The organism is Klebsiella aerogenes, from assembly GCA_029027985.1.
Classification (GTDB): Bacteria; Pseudomonadota; Gammaproteobacteria; order Enterobacterales; family Enterobacteriaceae; genus Klebsiella; species Klebsiella aerogenes_A.
In genome coordinates this window covers 4,188,729-4,207,510 of the sequence record CP119076.1, presented here as the reverse complement: position 1 = coordinate 4,207,510, position 18,782 = coordinate 4,188,729, and the positions used below count along the sequence as shown (strand labels likewise).

At 53.0% G+C, this 18,782-nt stretch carries 20 protein-coding genes and 3 tRNA genes; 8 read left to right on the top strand and 15 right to left on the bottom strand.

Features of this window, described 5'->3' with window-relative positions; translation table 11 throughout:
* Positions 1-4: 4 nt before the first annotated feature.
* A complete protein-coding gene (locus tag PYR66_19945) occupies positions 5-268 on the bottom strand; it encodes a helix-turn-helix domain-containing protein (protein ID WEF27526.1) in 264 nt (87 codons plus the stop codon).
* 197 nt (positions 269-465) lie between these two features.
* Between PYR66_19945 and PYR66_19940 the strand changes: the two genes are divergently transcribed.
* Complete coding sequence (locus PYR66_19940) at positions 466-1,191, top strand: helix-turn-helix transcriptional regulator (GenBank protein ID WEF27525.1); 726 nt, start codon at positions 466-468, stop codon at positions 1,189-1,191.
* Positions 1,192-1,439: 248 nt separating this feature from the next.
* Here the strand turns inward: PYR66_19940 and PYR66_19935 are convergent, their stop codons facing one another.
* The gene (locus PYR66_19935) at positions 1,440-1,973 is read right to left on the bottom strand and encodes a GNAT family N-acetyltransferase (GenBank protein ID WEF27524.1); all 534 of its coding nucleotides are present in this window, start codon (positions 1,971-1,973) and stop codon (positions 1,440-1,442) included.
* A gap of 32 nt (positions 1,974-2,005) precedes the next feature.
* Between PYR66_19935 and PYR66_19930 the strand changes: the two genes are divergently transcribed.
* Entirely contained in the window at positions 2,006-2,821 is an 816-nt protein-coding gene (locus PYR66_19930) for a GNAT family N-acetyltransferase (protein WEF27523.1), read from the top strand.
* Positions 2,822-2,848: 27 nt separating this feature from the next.
* Here the strand turns inward: PYR66_19930 and opgB are convergent, their stop codons facing one another.
* The 6 genes from opgB to PYR66_19900 form a co-directional block, all read right to left on the bottom strand.
* Entirely contained in the window at positions 2,849-5,140 is a 2,292-nt protein-coding gene (gene opgB, locus PYR66_19925) for a phosphatidylglycerol--membrane-oligosaccharide glycerophosphotransferase (GenBank protein ID WEF27522.1), read from the bottom strand.
* A 255-nt stretch (positions 5,141-5,395) separates the two neighbouring features.
* A complete protein-coding gene (locus PYR66_19920) occupies positions 5,396-5,893 on the bottom strand; it encodes a DUF2501 domain-containing protein (GenBank protein WEF27521.1) in 498 nt (165 codons plus the stop codon).
* Positions 5,894-5,958: 65 nt separating this feature from the next.
* A complete protein-coding gene (dnaC, locus tag PYR66_19915; protein WEF30512.1) occupies positions 5,959-6,696 on the bottom strand; it encodes a DNA replication protein DnaC in 738 nt (245 codons plus the stop codon).
* 2 nt (positions 6,697-6,698) lie between these two features.
* Complete coding sequence (dnaT, locus tag PYR66_19910; GenBank protein ID WEF27520.1) at positions 6,699-7,238, bottom strand: primosomal protein DnaT; 540 nt, start codon at positions 7,236-7,238, stop codon at positions 6,699-6,701.
* A gap of 93 nt (positions 7,239-7,331) precedes the next feature.
* A complete protein-coding gene (locus tag PYR66_19905; protein ID WEF27519.1) occupies positions 7,332-7,805 on the bottom strand; it encodes a threonine/serine exporter in 474 nt (157 codons plus the stop codon).
* The gene (locus PYR66_19900; protein WEF27518.1) at positions 7,796-8,572 is read right to left on the bottom strand and encodes a threonine/serine exporter ThrE family protein; all 777 of its coding nucleotides are present in this window, start codon (positions 8,570-8,572) and stop codon (positions 7,796-7,798) included. Before PYR66_19900 ends, PYR66_19905 begins: the two co-directional genes overlap by 10 nt.
* A gap of 285 nt (positions 8,573-8,857) precedes the next feature.
* On the opposite strand from PYR66_19900, the gene pobA reads away from it, so the two are divergent.
* The 4 genes from pobA to bglJ all read left to right on the top strand — a co-directional run bounded on the left by pobA (position 8,858) and on the right by bglJ (position 12,526).
* Positions 8,858-10,042, top strand: a complete 1,185-nt coding sequence (gene pobA / locus PYR66_19895) for a 4-hydroxybenzoate 3-monooxygenase (GenBank protein ID WEF27517.1) — start codon at positions 8,858-8,860, stop codon at positions 10,040-10,042.
* A gap of 24 nt (positions 10,043-10,066) precedes the next feature.
* Positions 10,067-10,936, top strand: a complete 870-nt coding sequence (locus tag PYR66_19890; GenBank protein WEF27516.1) for a helix-turn-helix domain-containing protein — start codon at positions 10,067-10,069, stop codon at positions 10,934-10,936.
* A 235-nt stretch (positions 10,937-11,171) separates the two neighbouring features.
* Positions 11,172-11,894: a response regulator transcription factor gene (locus tag PYR66_19885; protein ID WEF27515.1), complete on the top strand. Its 723-nt coding sequence runs from the start codon at positions 11,172-11,174 to the stop codon at positions 11,892-11,894.
* Positions 11,855-12,526: a DNA-binding transcriptional activator BglJ gene (gene bglJ / locus PYR66_19880; GenBank protein WEF27514.1), complete on the top strand. Its 672-nt coding sequence runs from the start codon at positions 11,855-11,857 to the stop codon at positions 12,524-12,526. The genes PYR66_19885 and bglJ overlap by 40 nt, the downstream gene beginning before the upstream one ends.
* Before the next feature lie 8 nt (positions 12,527-12,534).
* Here the strand turns inward: bglJ and PYR66_19875 are convergent, their stop codons facing one another.
* Complete coding sequence (locus tag PYR66_19875) at positions 12,535-12,993, bottom strand: YbaK/EbsC family protein (GenBank protein WEF27513.1); 459 nt, start codon at positions 12,991-12,993, stop codon at positions 12,535-12,537.
* Positions 12,994-13,383: 390 nt separating this feature from the next.
* Here PYR66_19875 and PYR66_19870 point away from each other — a divergent pair, with 390 nt between their 5' ends.
* Entirely contained in the window at positions 13,384-14,727 is a 1,344-nt protein-coding gene (locus PYR66_19870; GenBank protein ID WEF27512.1) for a PTS sugar transporter subunit IIC, read from the top strand.
* Between the two features lie 40 nt (positions 14,728-14,767).
* Here PYR66_19870 and fhuF read toward each other — a convergent pair whose 3' ends face one another.
* Complete coding sequence (gene fhuF, locus PYR66_19865; protein WEF27511.1) at positions 14,768-15,556, bottom strand: siderophore-iron reductase FhuF; 789 nt, start codon at positions 15,554-15,556, stop codon at positions 14,768-14,770.
* A gap of 111 nt (positions 15,557-15,667) precedes the next feature.
* Positions 15,668-16,714: a GGDEF domain-containing protein gene (locus PYR66_19860; GenBank protein WEF27510.1), complete on the bottom strand. Its 1,047-nt coding sequence runs from the start codon at positions 16,712-16,714 to the stop codon at positions 15,668-15,670.
* A gap of 264 nt (positions 16,715-16,978) precedes the next feature.
* Between PYR66_19860 and PYR66_19855 the strand changes: the two genes are divergently transcribed.
* Positions 16,979-17,218 (top strand): DUF1435 family protein, encoded by a 240-nt coding sequence (locus PYR66_19855; GenBank protein WEF27509.1) that lies wholly within the window; start codon positions 16,979-16,981, stop codon positions 17,216-17,218.
* 21 nt (positions 17,219-17,239) lie between these two features.
* On the opposite strand, the gene PYR66_19850 is transcribed toward PYR66_19855, so the two are convergent.
* The 4 genes from PYR66_19850 to rsmC form a co-directional block, all read right to left on the bottom strand.
* Positions 17,240-17,326: transfer RNA gene (locus tag PYR66_19850), tRNA-Leu, on the bottom strand.
* Between the two features lie 29 nt (positions 17,327-17,355).
* Positions 17,356-17,442 (bottom strand) — tRNA-Leu (locus tag PYR66_19845).
* 28 nt (positions 17,443-17,470) lie between these two features.
* Positions 17,471-17,557: transfer RNA gene (locus tag PYR66_19840), tRNA-Leu, on the bottom strand.
* A 171-nt stretch (positions 17,558-17,728) separates the two neighbouring features.
* On the bottom strand, positions 17,729-18,757 hold the full coding sequence (rsmC, locus tag PYR66_19835) for a 16S rRNA (guanine(1207)-N(2))-methyltransferase RsmC (protein ID WEF27508.1): 1,029 nt from the start codon (positions 18,755-18,757) through the stop codon (positions 17,729-17,731).
* Between the last annotated feature and the right edge of the window lie 25 nt (positions 18,758-18,782).

Below are 18,782 nucleotides of genomic sequence, written 5' to 3'. Positions count from 1 at the left end.
ATGCTTAATTCCATTCACCTGAAAATGCTTTATGATAACGAGTGGGCCATATCTCATCGGGAGAGATCCCGATAGCATCAGCGATGATTTTTTGGCCTTTTGGCCATGGGCGATCTAGGGCATTCTTCAAAGCCCCGGCGCTTTTGTAACCATGATGCAGGGACAGACGACGCAACGACCATCCTTGCTTATGAAGAGCTGCAACGATATCGGCCCTGTGCCAGTCAGATTCTTTCTGGCTTTTTTTTGCGCTCTCTAATGTACTCATTGGTTAATCTCCGTGATTCAACTCATAAGTACAATATGATCAAAAACGAGTTATATCAACCCGAAAACAATCTAAATTTTCTGTTTTCAGGTTTGCCTGTGACCGTAAAAGCCAAGATAAAGTCTTATTTGTATTGAAAACAGATACTTGAAAACAACATGAAACACTCGAAAATAAACCAGAGGAATTTGCGTGATATGACGGATAAACCTGAAAACAACCTAAAGAGTGAAATAGGTAAGCGTATAAGAGCTCAAAGAGAAGGTTTAAAACTGTCCAGGCAGCTTGTGGCCGAACAGCTGGGTGTGGCGTTATCAACCTTGCAAGCATGGGAGAACGAGGATAGAGAGCCAAGCGCTACACATATCTTAAAGCTTTCTGAATGCTTAAAGGTATCTGTGGAATGGTTGATTACTGGCGACGAAAAGAACGACGCCTTACAACTCCCTGCGCCAATAAACGGTTCAACAGCCGTTGATGTGCAAGGGAACCATGTTGATCTGGAAGAGTTTGTTTTTGTTCCTCGATACAACGTATCTGCTTCTGCCGGGTATGGGGCGTGGAACGATGATGAAAGTCCAATGTTTACAGTTAGTTTTCGCCGCTATTGGGTCATAAACCATCTGAAAGCTGACCCACGAAAGCTTTCCGTCATTAGTGTAATCGGCGATTCCATGATGGGCGTCCTGAACGACAAAGATATCATTCTCGTAAACCATGATGATAGGGACCCAAGAGAAGGCATTTATGTTATCCGCCTGGATAGCCAGCTGCTGGTGAAAAGGGTACAGCGCTTGCCTGGCTCTCAGTTGCGCATAAGCAGCACTAACCCTGCGTTCGAGCCTTTTGTTATTGATCTGGATAACATACCCAGTGATTTTGATGTTGTCGGAAAGGTTGTTTGGTATGGGCGGGTTATTTAAAAGCGATTAAAACACTATTAATAACTAACACTAACAATCAAGAATAGTGCAAAACTCATCGCATAAATCATAAAAAAATCTCATTTTCCGACCAGCCGTGCAGATACGGCTTGTCCGGCCCCAAGCCTTGTCCCGTAAGGCTTCTCGCTGTTTTCGCGGCGACGATCCATCCATGCATAAACGATCACCTCCCCACATACTTTGTACCATAGACAGGCGACAAAAGCAGTGCGGCGCTTCCCGTGGTGTTAAAAATCCAGACGCATCGCGCAGCGGGTTTCCGCCGCCAGACCGTGTTCGGTTTCCAGCGCGCGTTTCGCCGCGAGGCCTTCGGGCAGCTGTAGCTCATTGAGCATGCTGAATCCCAGCCGGGTATAAAACGGCGCGTTCCACGGCACTTCGCGGAAAGTGGTGAGCGCCACCGCCGGGAAGCCGACGCGGCGGGCGTTATCAATCGTTCGGGTCAGCATGGCGCGACCGATGCCTTGCCCCTGCCACTGCTGATGTACCGACACCTCAACGATAAACAGCGCATCGTCCAGCGGCTCGCTTAACAGAAAGCCGACTGGCTGGTTGTCGGCGAGCGCCAGCAGACTGTGACCGGTTTCCAGATACTGGCGATGGCTTTCGACGCTCATCACCGGGCTTTCCGCCAGCCAGGCGAAAGCCGGGATGCGCGCAAAGGACAGCGCTGCCGAACGCTCCAGCACGGGCAGTAGCGGCAGATCGCGTTCTTCGGTCAGGCGAAAAGTGATAGCGGGGTTTATAGTGTTAGTTTTCATCGCCTCAGCATAGCAGTCCCGGGGAGAAATGCATGGAATTCACCGCCGTTCCCGCCGTCCAGTTTAGCGGCGCGCAGTTGACTACGATTCTGAACGACTGTTTTGACGATTATCTGCTTCCTGTATCAATGTCGGTGGAACTGTTTGTGCAGCGCTTTTGCGCCGAAGGTTTGAGCCTGCTGGAATCCCGCGTCTGGCTGGCGGGGGATGAACCCGTCGCCATCGCCCTGATCGCTCGTCGCGGGCGCGAGGCGCGGCTGGCGGCATTCGCCATTCGTCCCGCTTTTCGCGGTAAGGGACGTGGGCGACAGTTGATGGCACCACTTATCGCTGATTTACGCGCTCAGGGCGTGCAGCGCATGTGGCTGGAAGTGATCCGCGATAACCATTCGGCGGTGGCGCTGTATCAGTCATTGGGGTTCGAGGTGCGCCATGGGCTGTGCGGCTATGTCAGCGAGGCGCAAGCGAGAGAACACGAATCCACGCTGGCGGATTACGATCTGCTGAACCTGATGCGCCATGCTGGCGCGGAGCTGGGAGGACAACTGCCATGGTTGCTGGATCCGCTGACGTTTATTACCTTGCCCTGCCGGGTGCTGACGCTGCAGCAGCAGGCGTTCGCCGTACTGGCGACCACCAGCAGCAAGCCGCAGCTGCAGTTTTTGTGGCTGACGCCAGCGGCGCGAGGACGTGGGCTGGCGCGGGAAATGCTGCTGACCCTGGCGCGACAATTTCCGGGGTTGAGTACCTCGGTGACGATCCCGGAAACCTTTACGCCGTTGTTTACATCGGCGGGCTATGTGCCGATGGCGTTGCAGCAATATGAAATGTGTCTGTCGCTGAACTAGCCCGGCGGAGGCGCCGGGCTGGAGGGATTAGCCTTCGCGACTGACGATTTTAATGTCCACCATGCCGATACCCAACTGGCGCGGCGCGTGGCCGACGATATTGCCTTCGTTGGTGGACTGCGGGTCCGGCGGAGTGATGGTCAGGGTATGGCTATGCGACGGGTTGTCGAAATGCAGCGTGGTGGTGGTCACCTCATTGGCTAAAGTAAGCACTTGCTCACTTTTCCCGACGCGCACTGGTATCGGCTGGTTGGCGTTCGGGCCAAAGGCTTTGGCGGTGATCACCACATCGAATTTTTCCGGCAGCGGCGCTTTATACTCAATCTTCACTTCGTGACCGAGCTGGGCGTTGGACCAACGTCCCCACAGTTCAGGACGCGAGATGCCGCTGAATTGTTTGACCTCTTCCGGCGCGCCTGCAACGTTAAACACAAAGCTGTCGGCCTTGTAGCGAATATCGTTATCGACGATTTTCAGCGTATCAACGTTGCCTTTATAGCGTTCCATATCGATGACGGTATCTTTGAAGGCGGTTTTGCCCTGCCACTGCGCTTTATCGACGTGCTGTACCTTTTGTTCGCCGCCCAACTGCCCCTGAGAAACGCACCAGTCGGTGGACAGCGCCAGCTCCGGTCGCCACAGTTGGCCCATCTTGTAGCAACGGTCAACCCACACGAAGTTATCGCGAGGGGCGAAGTCCGCTAACTGGAAACGCAGCGGCGCGGAGTACTCGCTTTCAGGAATTGGCTCGACGCGCTGATCCGAAACGCGCAGCAGCAGCGGCAGGCGGAAATGGCTGCCGGAGAACGACATCATGTTTTTCTGCGAGTCGATACTGAAGTTCTTAATCTCTTTCGGGAAATTCCACAGGCGGATGACGTCCGGTTTCCATGCCAGAACTTTCTCTTTCATGTTAATGAAAATACCGGAGAGCGACTGGCCGGAGAGGCTGCTGCGGCCAAGGCCGATATAGTTATCGCCGCCGAGGATATCCAGCACCGTCGCGCCATTATCCATGGTGTTGCGCTTCACCCCGAGAATGCTTTGCTCGGGCTGGTCGCCGCGCAGAATAAAGAACAGATTGCTGCGATCCTGCTTATTCAGGTAATCCCAGGCGGTGTTTTTCATCGCCAGGTGATCGGACGAGACCACGATGACCGTGTTTTTGAAGTACGGTGAGGCCTTAATTTTTTCAATCAGCGCGGCGATGTGCTCCTGGCTACAGGCCACCGCGCTGAAGGAGAGGTTCTTTTTGCCATCGATGTCATAGCGTTTACGCTCGCAGGTGCGCGAGATAAAGCCGTCAGGATGGTGGGTATCGACGGTGAGCGCGAACAGCGAGAAACGTTTGCCGGATTGGGACAGTGCTTCGAATTTTTTCCAGGTCTCGTCGAGCACGGTGTCGTCATAGAAACCCCAGTCGTTACGGTAAGCCGGATCGGCAACCGTGGTTTTCAACTCGTCCGCGCCGTACAGGTGATCGAAGCCGTGGGATTTGAGGAACACGTCTTTACCAGCAAAGCGCAGGTTGGCCCCCTGCACAAAGTAGTTTTCGTAGCCGGAGTTTTTCAGGATATCGCCAAGGCAGATATTCTGCGGGAAGAAGCTGGATACCGCGGCGGAGGCGTTACCTTCGAACGGCGCAAAGAGCGGGATACCGCACTGGGAAGCGACCATCCCGGCGATGGTGTAGTCGGTGCCGGGAAGCTGCGTGGTATTGCTGAAATCCAGTCCTTCGTTTTTGATTTTACCGAGTTCCGGCGTCAGGTCCGGGAAAGCATCGTTATTAAAATAGGTTCTCTCCAGACTTTCGCCATAGATATAAACCAGGTTCAGCTTAGGGTTCGCGATGCTTTTCGACGGCTCTTTGTAATAGGCCGCGAAGTCAGGATCGCCGTCGCGAGACTGTGATTTCACCAGTTCGCTGATTTGGCGGAAAGCCGGGCTGGCGTCAACGGAAGCCAGTGCCAGCACCAGCGCAATCAGGCTGTAGCCAAAATGGTGCGGATGGTGGCGACGACGGCGCAATACCCAACCAAGGGCGCCGAAAACAGCAACCAGCGCCAGCACCAGACCGATGCCGGGCAGAATATATTTACTGACGCCCGCGCCGGTCAGGCTGTTGGTCAGGGTGTAGAGTACCGCGTCGTTAATCCCGTCGCCGGTGAAGTAGTCGCTGGCGTACAGGGTGATATTGAGCACGACAAACAGCCCCAGCACCGTAAGCGTAGCGGAGAACCACCAGGTGTTGCGACCGGCTTTCCAGGCATAGATCACCACCGAGGCGAGAAACAAGGCGATGGATAACAACTCTGACACAGCTAATCCTCATTAGCGCCAGCGGGAGGCTGGCCGGATAGATCGATTTTCACGCTACACTGTAATGGCAGTGCCATTCTGCTGCAATTCTAGTGTCATGAAAGTGTGCTGTGATTCAGAATTGGTTTAGAAAACGTCTTTTTTGAACGAGATCTCATCCTGCCGTCGTGCGGGAAAATGGCGGCAGAAAAGCGAAAACAGCGATTGCGGCCGCGTTGGCGATGCTAAAGCACCAAACGCGGCATTGGCGGGATATCAGGAGAGGAAGTTAACGCCCTGTTTCAAGACCAGATCGCAGGCTTTCGTTTTCACTTTCTCCGCCAGCGGGCTGCTGCCGAGCGTTTCAAGGTTCAGCTGTTGGCCGTTACTGCTGCTCAGCAGCCCCTGCAGGCCTTCCAGATAGCCGGTATCCTGTTTCTGTTTCTCTGGCGTGCTCAGACCCAGCTTATCCAACACCTGATCTTTCACGTTGTCGGCGTTGGTGACTGAGGTCAGCTTTTGCTGAGCGCAGTAGGAGAGGATGCCTGCGGCGTTATTCATGCTGCTGGATGAGAGCGACTGGCTGCCGCCGTTGAGCAGACTGGTTAAGGACGACATCGACATGCCGCTGCCGTTCTGTTGGGCGCTACCGCTACCGGTGAGCTGGCTGGCGGCGCTATTCAGGGAGTCCTGCCAGGAGGTGGCGTGAGCGCCTGCCGCCATCAACGCGCCGGCTGCGATAGCGGCGCAAAAAGCTTTCTTCAAAGATTTCATGGACGTACTCTTCGTCGTGACTTAAGAATCTCTTTAGTATAACGCTGCTTGAGTTCGGAAAACTCTCAATACTCTTTACCGGTAACCCGATCGCGATAGCTATCCCAGGTGAAATTCACCCACAGGCTATTGCCAAGGCGCATGCGGTCCATGACGCGCTCGCCGAGCAGCTTGTTCATTTCATCCATCGTACTGTTGGTCAGCATGCCGGTGGGGCGTTTTGATGACGAACGACGATCGACGATCTGGTTGATAATCACTTTTTCGTAGCGCGATTCGGTCTGCATGCCAATTTCATCGATAACCAGCAGATCGACCCGGCTCAGGTCGCTCAGTAACTGCTCCTCGCTGGTTTCGCGATTGCCGAAGGTATCTTTCATCGCCGACATAATATCGGCCACGGTAATGATTAATACCGATTTGCCGCGCAGCAGCAACTCATTGCAGATGGCGGCGGCAAGATGGTTTTTACCGGTGCCAGGTTTGCCGGAGAAGATGAAGCTGGCGATGTTGCCGTCAAACTCTTCCACGTACTGGCGGGCGCGGGACAGGGCGATCATCTGACCGTCGGACTCGACCCGGTAATTATCGAATGAACAGTTCTGATGCAGCGGACGAATACCGGAACGGTTAAAGGTGCGCTGCATTTTCATGGCGCGATTTTCCCGCTCCAGCGCTTCCGAACGCAGTTTCCCTTGCTCTTTCTGCCAGGCCAGCAGCTCTTCGCCCGTTTTGAAGGCCGGTTGGACGTGGGCTGGCATCATTTTTTGCAGGCGTTTCATCAGGTCGCCAACGTTTTTCATGCTCATCCTCGGAAACCTCGCGGGATCTGGTTATCGGGCTCGCTGATGGCGTTCACATCGCGCTTCGGCTGTCCGCCATTGCTGGCGCGGCCAATTTGCACGCTGCGCGCCAGCTTCTGCTGCCACTGCACGTGGTGGAAGACTTTGCCCTCGGCTTGCCAGTAGGCCACGAAGGCGGCCAGTTCTTCCGGCGTGACCGACTGCGCCAGAGCGATGCCCCACAGCGCGGCCAGGCGTTGGAAATCCGCGTCCGGCTGCCAGCCGGCGTACATGGCGAATTTACCCATCGGCACGGCGACGGGCGCGGCGCTCGGCTCTTCAAAAAACTGCGCGTCCAGGGCGATATCGCTGGTGGGACGAGCCAGCCTGGCTTCCAGCTCCAGCAACTGCGCCAGGCGTTCCGGCGTCAGTGCGTAAAACGCCGGGGCGTTATTAGCAAATACGGCAACGGCGCCGCTGGCTGATTTCTGCAGTCGGGCCGCGTGGTTCTCGACGAAATCGTCAAGACCGCAAAAGTCGGTGGTTAAAATTCGCGAAGACATAACTCTATCTCAACTCTGAACAGCAAAGAGTGGGGTAACTGCTGACATAGTAGCATAGTGAGAGGTCAGGAAGCAGCGCCGCGGCGCTGCCGGTTATACGCGCGGGCGCTTGCGATACAACCATAGCCCTGGAATAGACAGCCCGATAGAGAGCGCGCCAACGATTGACGAGGCTTTTAAAAAGTTACTCAGCAGCATAATCATCATCTCTTCAGAATAGCCAAAATGACTGATTTTTACTGCGGAGATCATTGCTGTATAAGCCGGGATCCCGGGGAACATCGGGATCACCGCGGCGACGGTAAAAATCTTCGGGTGCGCCAGATACCAACGCGACCACTGAATGCCGATACTGCCGACAAGCAGTGCGGCGAGAAAGGTCGCCCATTCGATATTGAACCCGGCGCCCATCATCACCATTCGCGAACCGTGGCCGATGGCGCCGAGTAGGGCGCACCAGCGCAGCGCGCGCTGTGGAACGTTGAACACCATCGCAAAGCCGACGGCGGGGATCGCCGCTAGCGCCATATCCTGCGCCAGAGCGAAAAGATAAGAGATTATGCCCATCCGCGCAGCCCCCACATGGTCATTGCCATCACGACCCCAATACAGGTCGCCAGCGTTAACAGACTGGCGATAGCCCAGCGGGCTAGCCCGGTATTGATATGGCCTTTGAACATATCGGCCACGGCGTTAATTAACGGAAAACCGGGGACCAGCAGCAGCACGCTGGCGGCCATCGCAATCGTCGGCGTGTCGCTAAACGCCGGTAGGCGCAGCATCAACCCGGAAATAGTCGTGGCGACAAAAGCGGTAATGCAGAAGTTAATCTGCGGATGCAAGGAGCGATGCGTCAGCAGTTGGCGAATATACATGGCGACGGAGCTGGCGAAGAAGGTCACCACCGCGCCATCCCAACCGCCGTTGTTCAGCTTGCAGAAGCAGGCGCAGGAGAGGCCGACCATCAACACCAGCAGCCAGCGCGGATAGCGTAAGGGTTTAATTTGCGTAAAACGCTTCTCGACGTCTTTATAATCCAGCAGCTTATGCTCGGCCATGATCACAATATGCTGCACCTCCGTCACGACGTGCATGTTAATACCGCGATCGCTGTTTTTACGTGTGGAGGTCAGGCATTCACCGTCTTTGATCGTTGTCAGCACAATGGCGTTAGAGGAGATGGCGCTCTCTACGCTGTCCATGCCTAACGCCCGCCCCAGGCGGGTTGACAGCTCTTCAACCAGCGCGCTTTCCGCGCCGTGCTGGAGTAAGTAAAGGCCGCACTGAATGCACAGTCGGGTGACTGCGCGTTGCTCTGATTTGTCTGCCTGCATAAATACCTGCTGTCCGTCACGCCCGCTGCCCAAGTCTCTGCAGATACTTTTACCTGAACTCCGCCCCTTCGTGTGGCGGGCGGGATCAAACAATGTGCAAAAATCATTCTGTCGGCGCGTCTGGCGAATATTTGAACTGCACCACACTTTCATCAGTTTGTTGGAAAGTGCAATTTTTGCCGCCATTCATCCCTTCTTTTTCCCCGTTGAGTTATCAAAAATGCAGGAGAACACTTTTAACAAACAAAAAATAAACAAATAATTAACCTTCGCGAGTAAATACCTATGAAAACACAGGTTGCTATTATCGGCGCTGGCCCTTCCGGACTGTTGTTAGGCCAGTTGCTGCATAACGCCGGGATCCGTACCGTTATCCTCGAACGCCAGACCCCGGAGTATGTGCTCGGACGCATTCGGGCAGGCATTCTCGAAAGCGGCACCGTCGATCTGCTACGCGAAGCGGGTGTGGCGCAGCGAATGGATGCTGAAGGGCTCATTCATCATGGGGTTGAGTTTTTATTTGAAGGTCAGCGGATAGCGGTGCCGCTGAGTGAATTGACCGGCGGTAAAAGCGTGATGGTCTATGGGCAAACTGAAGTCACGCGCGACCTGATGGCGGCGAGACGCGACTGCGGCGCGCCGATTATTTATGGCGTTAACGACGTTGAGATTGTGGATGTCAGCAGCGATCGGCCATCGGTATCTTACGTGAGCGGCGGTGAAAAGTGCCGACTGGAGTGCGATTTTATTGCTGGCTGCGATGGCTTTCACGGCGTTTCGCGACAGAGCATCCCGCGTGAGGTGCTGAAAGAGTATGAAAGCGTCTGGCCGTTTGGCTGGTTGGGGCTGTTGGCGGATACGCCGCCGGTTAACCCGGAGCTGATTTACGCGCATCATGAGCGTGGGTTTGTATTGTGTAGTCAGCGCTCACTAACCCGTAGTCGCTACTATTTACAGGTGCCGTTAAGCGATAGCGTGGAGATGTGGTCCGATGAACGCTTCTGGGGCGAGCTGAAACGACGTTTGCCGGAGGAGCTGGCAAATAAGTTAGTGACTGGTCACTCACTCGAGAAGAGCATCGCGCCGCTGCGTAGTTATGTGGTTGAACCGATGCAGTATGGCAGGTTGTTCCTTGTCGGCGATGCCGCGCACATCGTGCCGCCAACCGGCGCTAAGGGGCTCAATCTGGCGGCGTCGGACGTCAATTATCTGTGGCGGATCCTGCGTGAATATTATCATCACGGGCGCGATGATCTGTTGGCCAGCTATTCACGCTTTGCTCTGGATCGCGTGTGGAAAGGGGAAAGATTCAGCTGGTTTATGACCCGACTGCTGCACGACTTTCCGCAGCAGAATGAATTCGATACAAAAATGCAGGCCGCCGACCGCCGCTACTATCTGGGGTCGCGCGCCGGGCTAACGACCATCGCCGAAAACTACGTCGGTCTGCCGATGGAGCGTGTCGTGTAACGACTGACAAAAACTGGAGGCGAGATGTCAACCGCGAGCACGGTTCCTGTTTTTAAATTGTATGGTGAAGAGCTCGGCTGGCCGACGCCGGATCTGCTGCACTGCGAGTCTATTTTACAGCGCAGCAGCCTTTATGAGTGGCACATCCGCGTGCATCAACATGCGGAAATGGTGCAGCTTTTGTATCTGCATAAGGGACGGGCGGAAATCGAAATAGAAGGGGTGACCAGGGTGATGAGCGAGTCCTGCATCCAGGTTGTGCCGGCGCTCTGCATCCATGGTTTTCGTTTCTCTCCCGGTACCCAGGGGTTTGTCTTGTCGCTATCTCTGCCGTTGCTGAGCCGCTTTGAAAGCCAGTTTGGCCGCCCGCTTGATGTGTTGGCGCAGCCGCAGTGCGTGACGGTGAAACGCTCTCGCGGCCATATTCGTTCGTTGTTTACCGCGCTGCGTGAAGAGTACTGCGAAGAGCACGATGCGCGTGAAATGATGCTGCATTCGCTGTTAGGCGCGCTGCTGGTGTGGTTGAACCGCCAGTGTCAACCGGCCAGGGTAACGGAGGATAAAGCCGAACGTAAGCGCAGCGTGATGCGTCATTTTTCCCGTCTCATTGAAAGTCACTACCGTGAACATCTGCCGTTGGCGGAGTATGCCAGGCTGGTGGGGCTTTCCGCGACGCATTTAAATTATTTGTGTCGTGAATTTCATGGCTGTAGCGCATTAGGTGTATTACATCAACGTTTAATGTTAGAGGCACGGCGTAACCTGCAATATACCAGCATGACTATTACACAACTTTCTGATTATTTAGGGTTTACAGATGCCGCCTATTTTTCCCGATTCTTTCGGCGTTATAATGGGGTATCTCCTAAATCATTTAGGAAAGAAATGAAATAATGGTAATTTTTTCTAACGGGGATGTTAATTTTTTCTAATTTATTGATGACGCTGTTTTGTGTTAGTGTGAATTTTTAGGTTATATATCCTCCACTGTTATGGAGTTAACGTCAGGATATATATCCTGTCCATCAGGGACGATAAAGATTTATATGGTGAAATAATATTAATAGCAACCATATGTTCATCCATTATTTATTCCGGATGTGAATCTTTGACAGAAAATGGAGGATTTATGTTACCAGGGCACGGTAAATTTGGCGTCATCATCAGTAGAATTCCGGTCATGCAGTCCGGTCTGAAGGCTATATTAAAGGAACACCTTCCTGATTATGAGCTTAGTTTCTGCGGTTCGCAGGATGAGCTCACACTCCTTCAGCTTCGCCGCGCAGTGTTGGTTCTTGTCGATCTTTCCGGTCACATAGAACACCCACGGAATATTTGTGAACATTATTATTCGTTAATGAATCAATACCGGGATATTCACTGGATTTTTATGATTGGCCAGTCGTGTTTCCCACTGGCGGTCGAATTCCTGATACGGCCAGACAGCTCCCTGGTGTCGGATAACGAACCGGTCAGGCATCTTATCGACGTGATTCGTACGGGTGGGCTTTCCGCTGAGAGAATCAGCCAAATGCTATTTTCACCCGAGATGGAAAACTTAGGCGATGAAGCGAGTGGTATGGTTATTTTGACGCCTTCTGAGCGGAAGGTGTTACGGCTGTTGGCAAAAGGGTGGGGCATAAACCAAATTGCTGCGTTGCTGAAAAAAAGTAACAAAACGGTAAGCGCACAAAAAAATAGTGCAATGCGTCGGTTATCATTGCGCAGCAATGCAGAGATGTATGCCTGGATTAACAGCGCTCAAGGAATGAAGGAGCTGAACCTGTATTCAGCCTATGGAGATCACACGGAATGGAAAAAAATCTCACAACACAATGTGTCGCTATCGTAGAAAAATGCGCAATGACTGAAACGGCGCTTCGTTATATTCTGAATAACGAAGCTGGAAAGAAATATACAATTTCTTTTTACAAAGATATCCAGGAATTAAGACGCGAATTCTCTTCCAAAAAATTTAGCGCCGTTATTTTTTCTCTTTCCGGCAGCCGTTGTTCCCGGCTGGAAAGCCTGCTTTTTTTACACGAGATTGCCCGAATCTGCCCAGAGATGCAGCGTATCGTTCTGGCGGATAACTCGGCGGAAATGAGTCTGATTAGTCATCTGACGTCCTTAAGCACGCAGACTATTCTCAATAAATCATCATGCCTGAGCCACCTGCAGGAACGTTTATTACAACTGATTGAACAGGCGCCGCTAGACAAAGACGGCCACAGCCACAGCTCCTGTGGGCAGATACTTAGCCCTACGGAGCAAACGATATTGCGTTACATGACCTACGGCTATTCTTTACCTGAAATCGCCACCCAGCTTGATAGAAATATCAAAACCATTCGCGCGCATAAGTTTAACGCAATGACTAAACTGGGTGTCAATTCCGATATTGGCCTGCTCAGCGCGGCAGATATACTGCTGTGCCTGCCAGTCAATAACAATGACGGCAGAGGGCTGTGCCTTGCACAGTAAGCGGTCATTTACAGGCAGACGTCTACCCAATCTGCTTCCGTCAACTGCGCCATGCGCTCAGGCGAAATACGTACGGCGCTATGAATAGCGCCTGCTGCCGGTAGAACTTCGGGATATTGTTTGAGTGAGATATCGCAATACACCGGCAGCGGATTCTCGAGTCCAAATGGGCAGACGCCGCCGACGGGGTGGCCGGTGAGTATAACCACTTCATCGCTGCTGAGCATGCGCGCTTTCGCGCCAAAAGCATCCTTCAATTTTTTGTTATCCAGGCGAGCATCGCCTTTGGCGACGATCAATATGACCCGGTCTTTCACCTTTAAGGATAAGGTCTTAGCGATTTGTCCCGGCTCGACCTGGTGCGCAGCGGCGGCAAGCGCAACGGTCGCTGTACTTTGATTCAACTCGATAATTTCAATATCGGGGGCATGTTCAGCAAAAAACTGCCTCACGGACTGCAGACTCATGGGGTTCTCCTGATTATACCCGTCATATTTCAAGCGGCAGGTGTATTGGCTTTCCTGCGACTGGAATTATTTAGGGTATAAATCTGTCATAAGCCTGGAAATCTGTAAATATTGCCGATGGATAATCAAGAATTATTCTGATTTCTGGATCTTCTTCACAATCGCTGCAACCGGTTACTGTAACCGGTTGCGGTTGCGCATTCGACGATGAATACTGGAACGGTAACTCCCTGCGTCACTGATAACTAAGAGCCGCGCATGAGATGCCACTGCTGAACAGTATAGCGACCCGATACCCCGGCCAGCCAATATCCGTACACAGTCAATTTCAGCATAGCGGCAAGATTACCGTTGTTGGGCCTGTTTCTATAGCCTGTCAGGAGGGCTGCTATGTCTGCTAACCATGCTGCGTTTAATCTGATATTTCGCTTTGTAGAAAATTACATCAGCCCCGTCGCCGGGCGTATTTCATCGCAGCGCCACGTCATGGCTATTCGTGACGGTTTCATCTCGGCCATGCCGTTTATGATTGTCGGTTCATTTCTCTTAGTCTTCGCTTATCCGCCGTTTTCCCCAGATACCACCTTGGGCTTTGCTCGCGCCTGGTTGGATCTGGCCAAAGAGTTCGAAGGGCGCATTTTGACGCCGTTTGATATGACAATGGGCATCATGTCCATTTATATCTGCGCGGCGATCGCTTACAACCTGGGCAAACACTATGAAAAGGCGAATCAACTTGATCCTTTCATGTGCGCCATGCTCTCGATCATGGCATTTCTGCTGATCGCAGCGCCGAAAACGAATGGCAGTCTGCCGGTAGATAGCCTGGGAGGAACCGGGATCTTCACCGCGATCCTGGTCGCGATCTACTGTGTGGAGATGATGCGCTTTTTGAAAGCGCACAATATCGGGATCCGCCTGCCGGATCAGGTGCCGCCGATGATCAAAAACTCTTTCGATCTGCTGATCCCGGTTTTAGTGGTGGTGCTGACGCTTTATCCGCTGAGCCTGTTTATCCAGCATCATTTCGACATGCTGATCCCGCAGGCCATCATGGCTATCTTTAAACCACTGGTTTCTGCTGCTGATTCATTGCCGGCAATTCTGCTGGCGGTGCTGATTGGCCATCTGTTGTGGTTTGCGGGGATTCATGGCGCGGCGATTGTTTCCGGTATGTTGCAAATGTTCTGGCTCACGAACCTTGGTATGAACCAGCAGGCCCTGGCGCAAGGCGCGCCGCTGCCGCATATCTTTATGGAGGCGTTCTGGACATTCTTTATTGTCGTTGGCGGCTCTGGCGCGACGATGGGATTGGTATTCTGCTATCTGCGGAGCCGTTCCGCGCATTTGCGATCTATCGGTCGTTTGAGCGTGGTGCCGAGCCTGTTTAACATTAATGAACCGGTTATCTTCGGTACACCCATCGTGATGAACCCGGTGTTCTTTATCCCATTCTTGCTGGCGCCAATGGTCAACGCGGTGATCGCCTGGGTGGCAATGAAGCTGGATCTGATTGGCCGAGTGATTTCTGTGGTGCCGTGGACGGCGCCAGCGCCAATTGGCGGCGCATGGGCACTGGGCTGGGATTTCCGCGCGGCGATTCTGGTGATTATTCTTGCCTGCATATCGGCCGTCATTTACTTCCCGTTCTTTAAGGTTTACGAGAAGCAGCTGTTGGCGCAGGAAGCGGAAGAGGCGCAGCGCGCGGCGCAAGAGAGCGAACAGACGGCGTAAAATGACCGCGGGCGGCATATTCATTGCCGCCCGTCGCCGATTATTTTAACGTACAGTCACCACATTGCTGCACGTCCGGCAGCCGATAGCGCTGGCAGCAGGTACGACGTACCAATAGCCCTTCGCGCAACACCACCGTCCGCCACAGCGGATTATCCTGACCGTTGGCCAGCTGTTTTTCAAAGAAACAGTGCTGACGCAACGCGTTCACCTGTTCCTCGCCGAGCAGGGATTTCATTTCACCGAGATACCAGTTAATCAGATAACCGGTATTGCTCCAGATAAGCTTGCCGTTAATCTCGCCGGTGGCTTCCAGTGCTTCAACCACCGGCGTCAACGCTTTTGTGATCAGCGTTTCCATACGCGTCTGTGGAGAATGGGCATGCGCATCGCGATCGGCATGGACATCGATCCAGAAACAGGCTGCTCGCCCGGTTTCATGGAATTCAACGCGAAAATGTTCCGGCTCAAGGCTAATCGACTGCGTTTCACTTAATAGCGCCAGCATCAGCGGCGGCACCAGCAAGCCGATATACCATTGCGCCCAGAGAGAAAGTAGCGGTTTCTGCTCGCGTGGTTGGGTTGGCTGATGGCGATAAATATGGTCGGAATAGGTGGCCAGCAGAGAATGCAGGGCGACGGGTTGCGACCATTCGGCGAGCGTTAAGGCGTGCTGAGGCGCGTCTTCATCCAGACGCAGGAAATCCAGCAGATGTGGACGCAGGGCGGTGATTTTTTCCCGTATGGCATTCGCCAACGCATGCTCAGCTGGTACAAGCGGCGCTCGCCAGATGATTTCATCGCTGAATGGAATGGTACGGTAAGCCATCAGATTTCCAGATACAAATCTAAATGATAATGATTTCTGATACTAATTGTTCATGGCAGGGAGCGCAAGCGTTTTTCCACGCCGCGCATCCCGCGCGGCGGGTCGGGAGGATTAGTGGACCAGGATGATATTGCGTCCTTGATTTTTGGCCTCGTACAGTGCGTTATCGGCGCGTTTTATCGCGCTGTCGATGTCGGCGTCGATAAGTGGCGTCATGCCGATGCTGATGGTGACGTTGGTGGCGACGCTGTCGTTAAAGCGATGGGCGATTTTTAAATCGTAAACCCGCTGGCGAATGCGTTCGGCAGCCTGGAAGGCGATTTCCGCCGAGCTACCGGTCAGAATCACCATAAACTCTTCGCCGCCAAAGCGAGCGACAATGTCGCGTGAGCGTACGGAATTACGAATCGCCGTCGATACTTGAATCAACGCCTGATCGCCCATCATGTGACCGTAGTGATCGTTGTAGGCTTTGAAATGGTCAATATCCAGCAGCAGGATGAAATGTTCGCTGTTATCCAGCGCCAGGAGAGTATCCATGCGGTTTTGCAGGCCGCGCCGGTTATACAGGCCAGTAAGGGGATCCAGCATGCTGAGATCGTTCAGCGTGTTACGTTCTTTCAGCAGTTTATCCATTAGCCCTTGGGTAAAGCTATCACTGCGTTTCTGCATGATGCTCTGCAAGGTAATCCCGGCAACAGGCAGGACGAAGCAGTAAAACATCCGCAACCACTGTTCACCGCCATCCAGAGCCAGACAAGCAACAAAGGTCGGGAGAGAATGTAGCGTAAAGGCAATGATATTGTTAGAAAAAGCGATAGTGCCAATAAACAGAATGCTTAATAAAGCGATGACCAAAAAGTTAAAATGCGGCGGTGGCAGCAGCGAGGCTTTTATTACGACATGCCATGCCCACAGCATGCCAAATAACAGAGAAATAAAAGGAATATTTATTTTATGTTTTGGGAATTTCCAATTCCACGATAAGAGGGCAATGCTGGCCGCGCAGATCAGTGCGCTGGGAAGCGTGAGGGCAACGATAGTAAACAGCGGGCTAAGTAAGGATAGTGCGGCGGAAACAGAATTAAGAAGCAAAAAAAGTCGTAAGGAATACTGATATTTTTGCTCATAGTGAGCCCGCCAGGTTTGTGCAGTCATATTGGTAGTATCATTATTAGTAGTTAAATTTCAAGATGATGGCTGCCAAAGATGAAAAATAAAAAACAATAAATAAAATAAGGCTATCTGCAAAAATAATCAGACAATTTAATGTATAGATTTAACTTGCTTAATTTATCATCTCGATGAATGTATGTCATTACCCTGGTTGAAAGAGTAATAAAAGTTAAACGCTGCGGCATGACAAATGATAAAAATTACCATATGATATTGGTTATCATTATCGTTGTAAGAGGCGAAACCATGTTACAGCGAGCGTTAGGTAGCGGTTGGGGGATTTTGCTCCCGGGCGTACTGGTGATGGGGTTAGGGGTGGTAGGCCTGCCGGCGGAAGCCTGGCGTGCGATGATGACACTGGGATTATTGCTATCAGCGGCGATGATCTGGCACCGTCAGTTACGTCATTTCGTACTGTTGCCGTCAAGCGTCGCGTTAGTTAGCGGTGTCATGTTGATAATATTGAATTTGAAACTGATGGGATAAAACAGAGAAGGGTAAGAATATTGGTGCGAGGGGGGGGACTTGAACCCCCACGTCCGTAAGGACACTAACACCTGAAGCTAGCGCGTCTACCAATTCCGCCACCTTCGCACAGTATTCTTAATTTGATATCGCCTCGTTGGTGCGAGGGGGGGGACTTGAACCCCCACGTCCGTAAGAACACTAACACCTGAAGCTAGCGCGTCTACCAATTCCGCCACCTTCGCACAGTGCGAGCGATATCATCGTGGATTATGGTGCGAGGGGGGGGACTTGAACCCCCACGTCCGTAAGGACACTAACACCTGAAGCTAGCGCGTCTACCAATTCCGCCACCTTCGCATACCATCGACACTATGAAAGTATCGTTACCACGGAGGCGCATTCTAGTGGTTTTCGGCGACACGTCAATAGTTAATTATGCAGGTTGCATCGATTGCTGCAAAAATGGACTGATCTGCGGTGGGGAGGTACCGACGGCACATTAGCGGCGCCGCCGGAGAGAGGCAAAGATTATTTTTTCGCCTGACGCGTCATCACCGTACGGTAGACTTTGAAACGACCAGTCTGGGCGATGACCTCATGGAAACCGAATGTTTCATCCAGCACCTGCGGATATGGCAGGAAGGCGTTGGCGACGATACGCAGCTCGCCGCCGCTATTCAGATGGCGAACCGCGCCGCGGATCAGCGCCTGTGCCGCTTCGAGGCTGGTCTGCAGACCATCATGGAATGGCGGGTTCGAGATGATCATGTCGAAGCGACAGTTGACTTCCGAAAAGACATTGCTGGCAAACACATCGCCTTCAAAACCGTTTGCGGCAAGCGTGGCGCGGCTGGCTTCGACCGCCGGGGCGCTCACGTCGCACAGCGTCAGGCGAACCTTCGGCGAATGGCTGGCTAACACCGCGGCGAGCACGCCCGCGCCGCAGCCCACGTCCAGCACTTTTCCTTTGGTATGTGGCTCAAGGGTTGAAAGCAGCAACTGGCTGCCGACGTCGAGACCATCGCGGCTAAAGACGCCCGGCAGGGTTTTGATAGTCAGATTATCCAGCGCGTACTCGTTCCAGTGCTTCTCGGCGTCGAAGGACGGCTGTTTTTCCAGACGACCATGGTAGAGACCGCAGCGGCGGGCGCTATCCACTTTGTTCAGCGGTGCATATTCGGCGAGCATTTGTTCGGCGCTACGCACGCCGCTACGGTTTTCACCGATCACGAAAATATCGCTACCCACTGGCAGCAGAGAGAGCAGATTCATCAACTGGAACTGCGCTTCCGGCTTGTTCTTCGGCCAGTAGTAGATCAGGGTATCGCACTCGGCGACGTCCGCGGCCTGCGCCACTAGACTAAAACGAACGTTGTCGCCCATCTGGCGGTTCAGTACCTGCCAGTGGTGGAACTGTTGGGTGTGAGCGCGGCTGGCCGCGGTATCCAGACGCGCAGGCAGGTCATCCTGCAGGTCACCGGCAAACAGAACGCGGGCGGACTCGAAATCATCACTGTGGCGCAGCAAGACTTCACTTGCCGGGGTAAAAGCAGACATGAAACACTCCTTCAATAAGACTGGC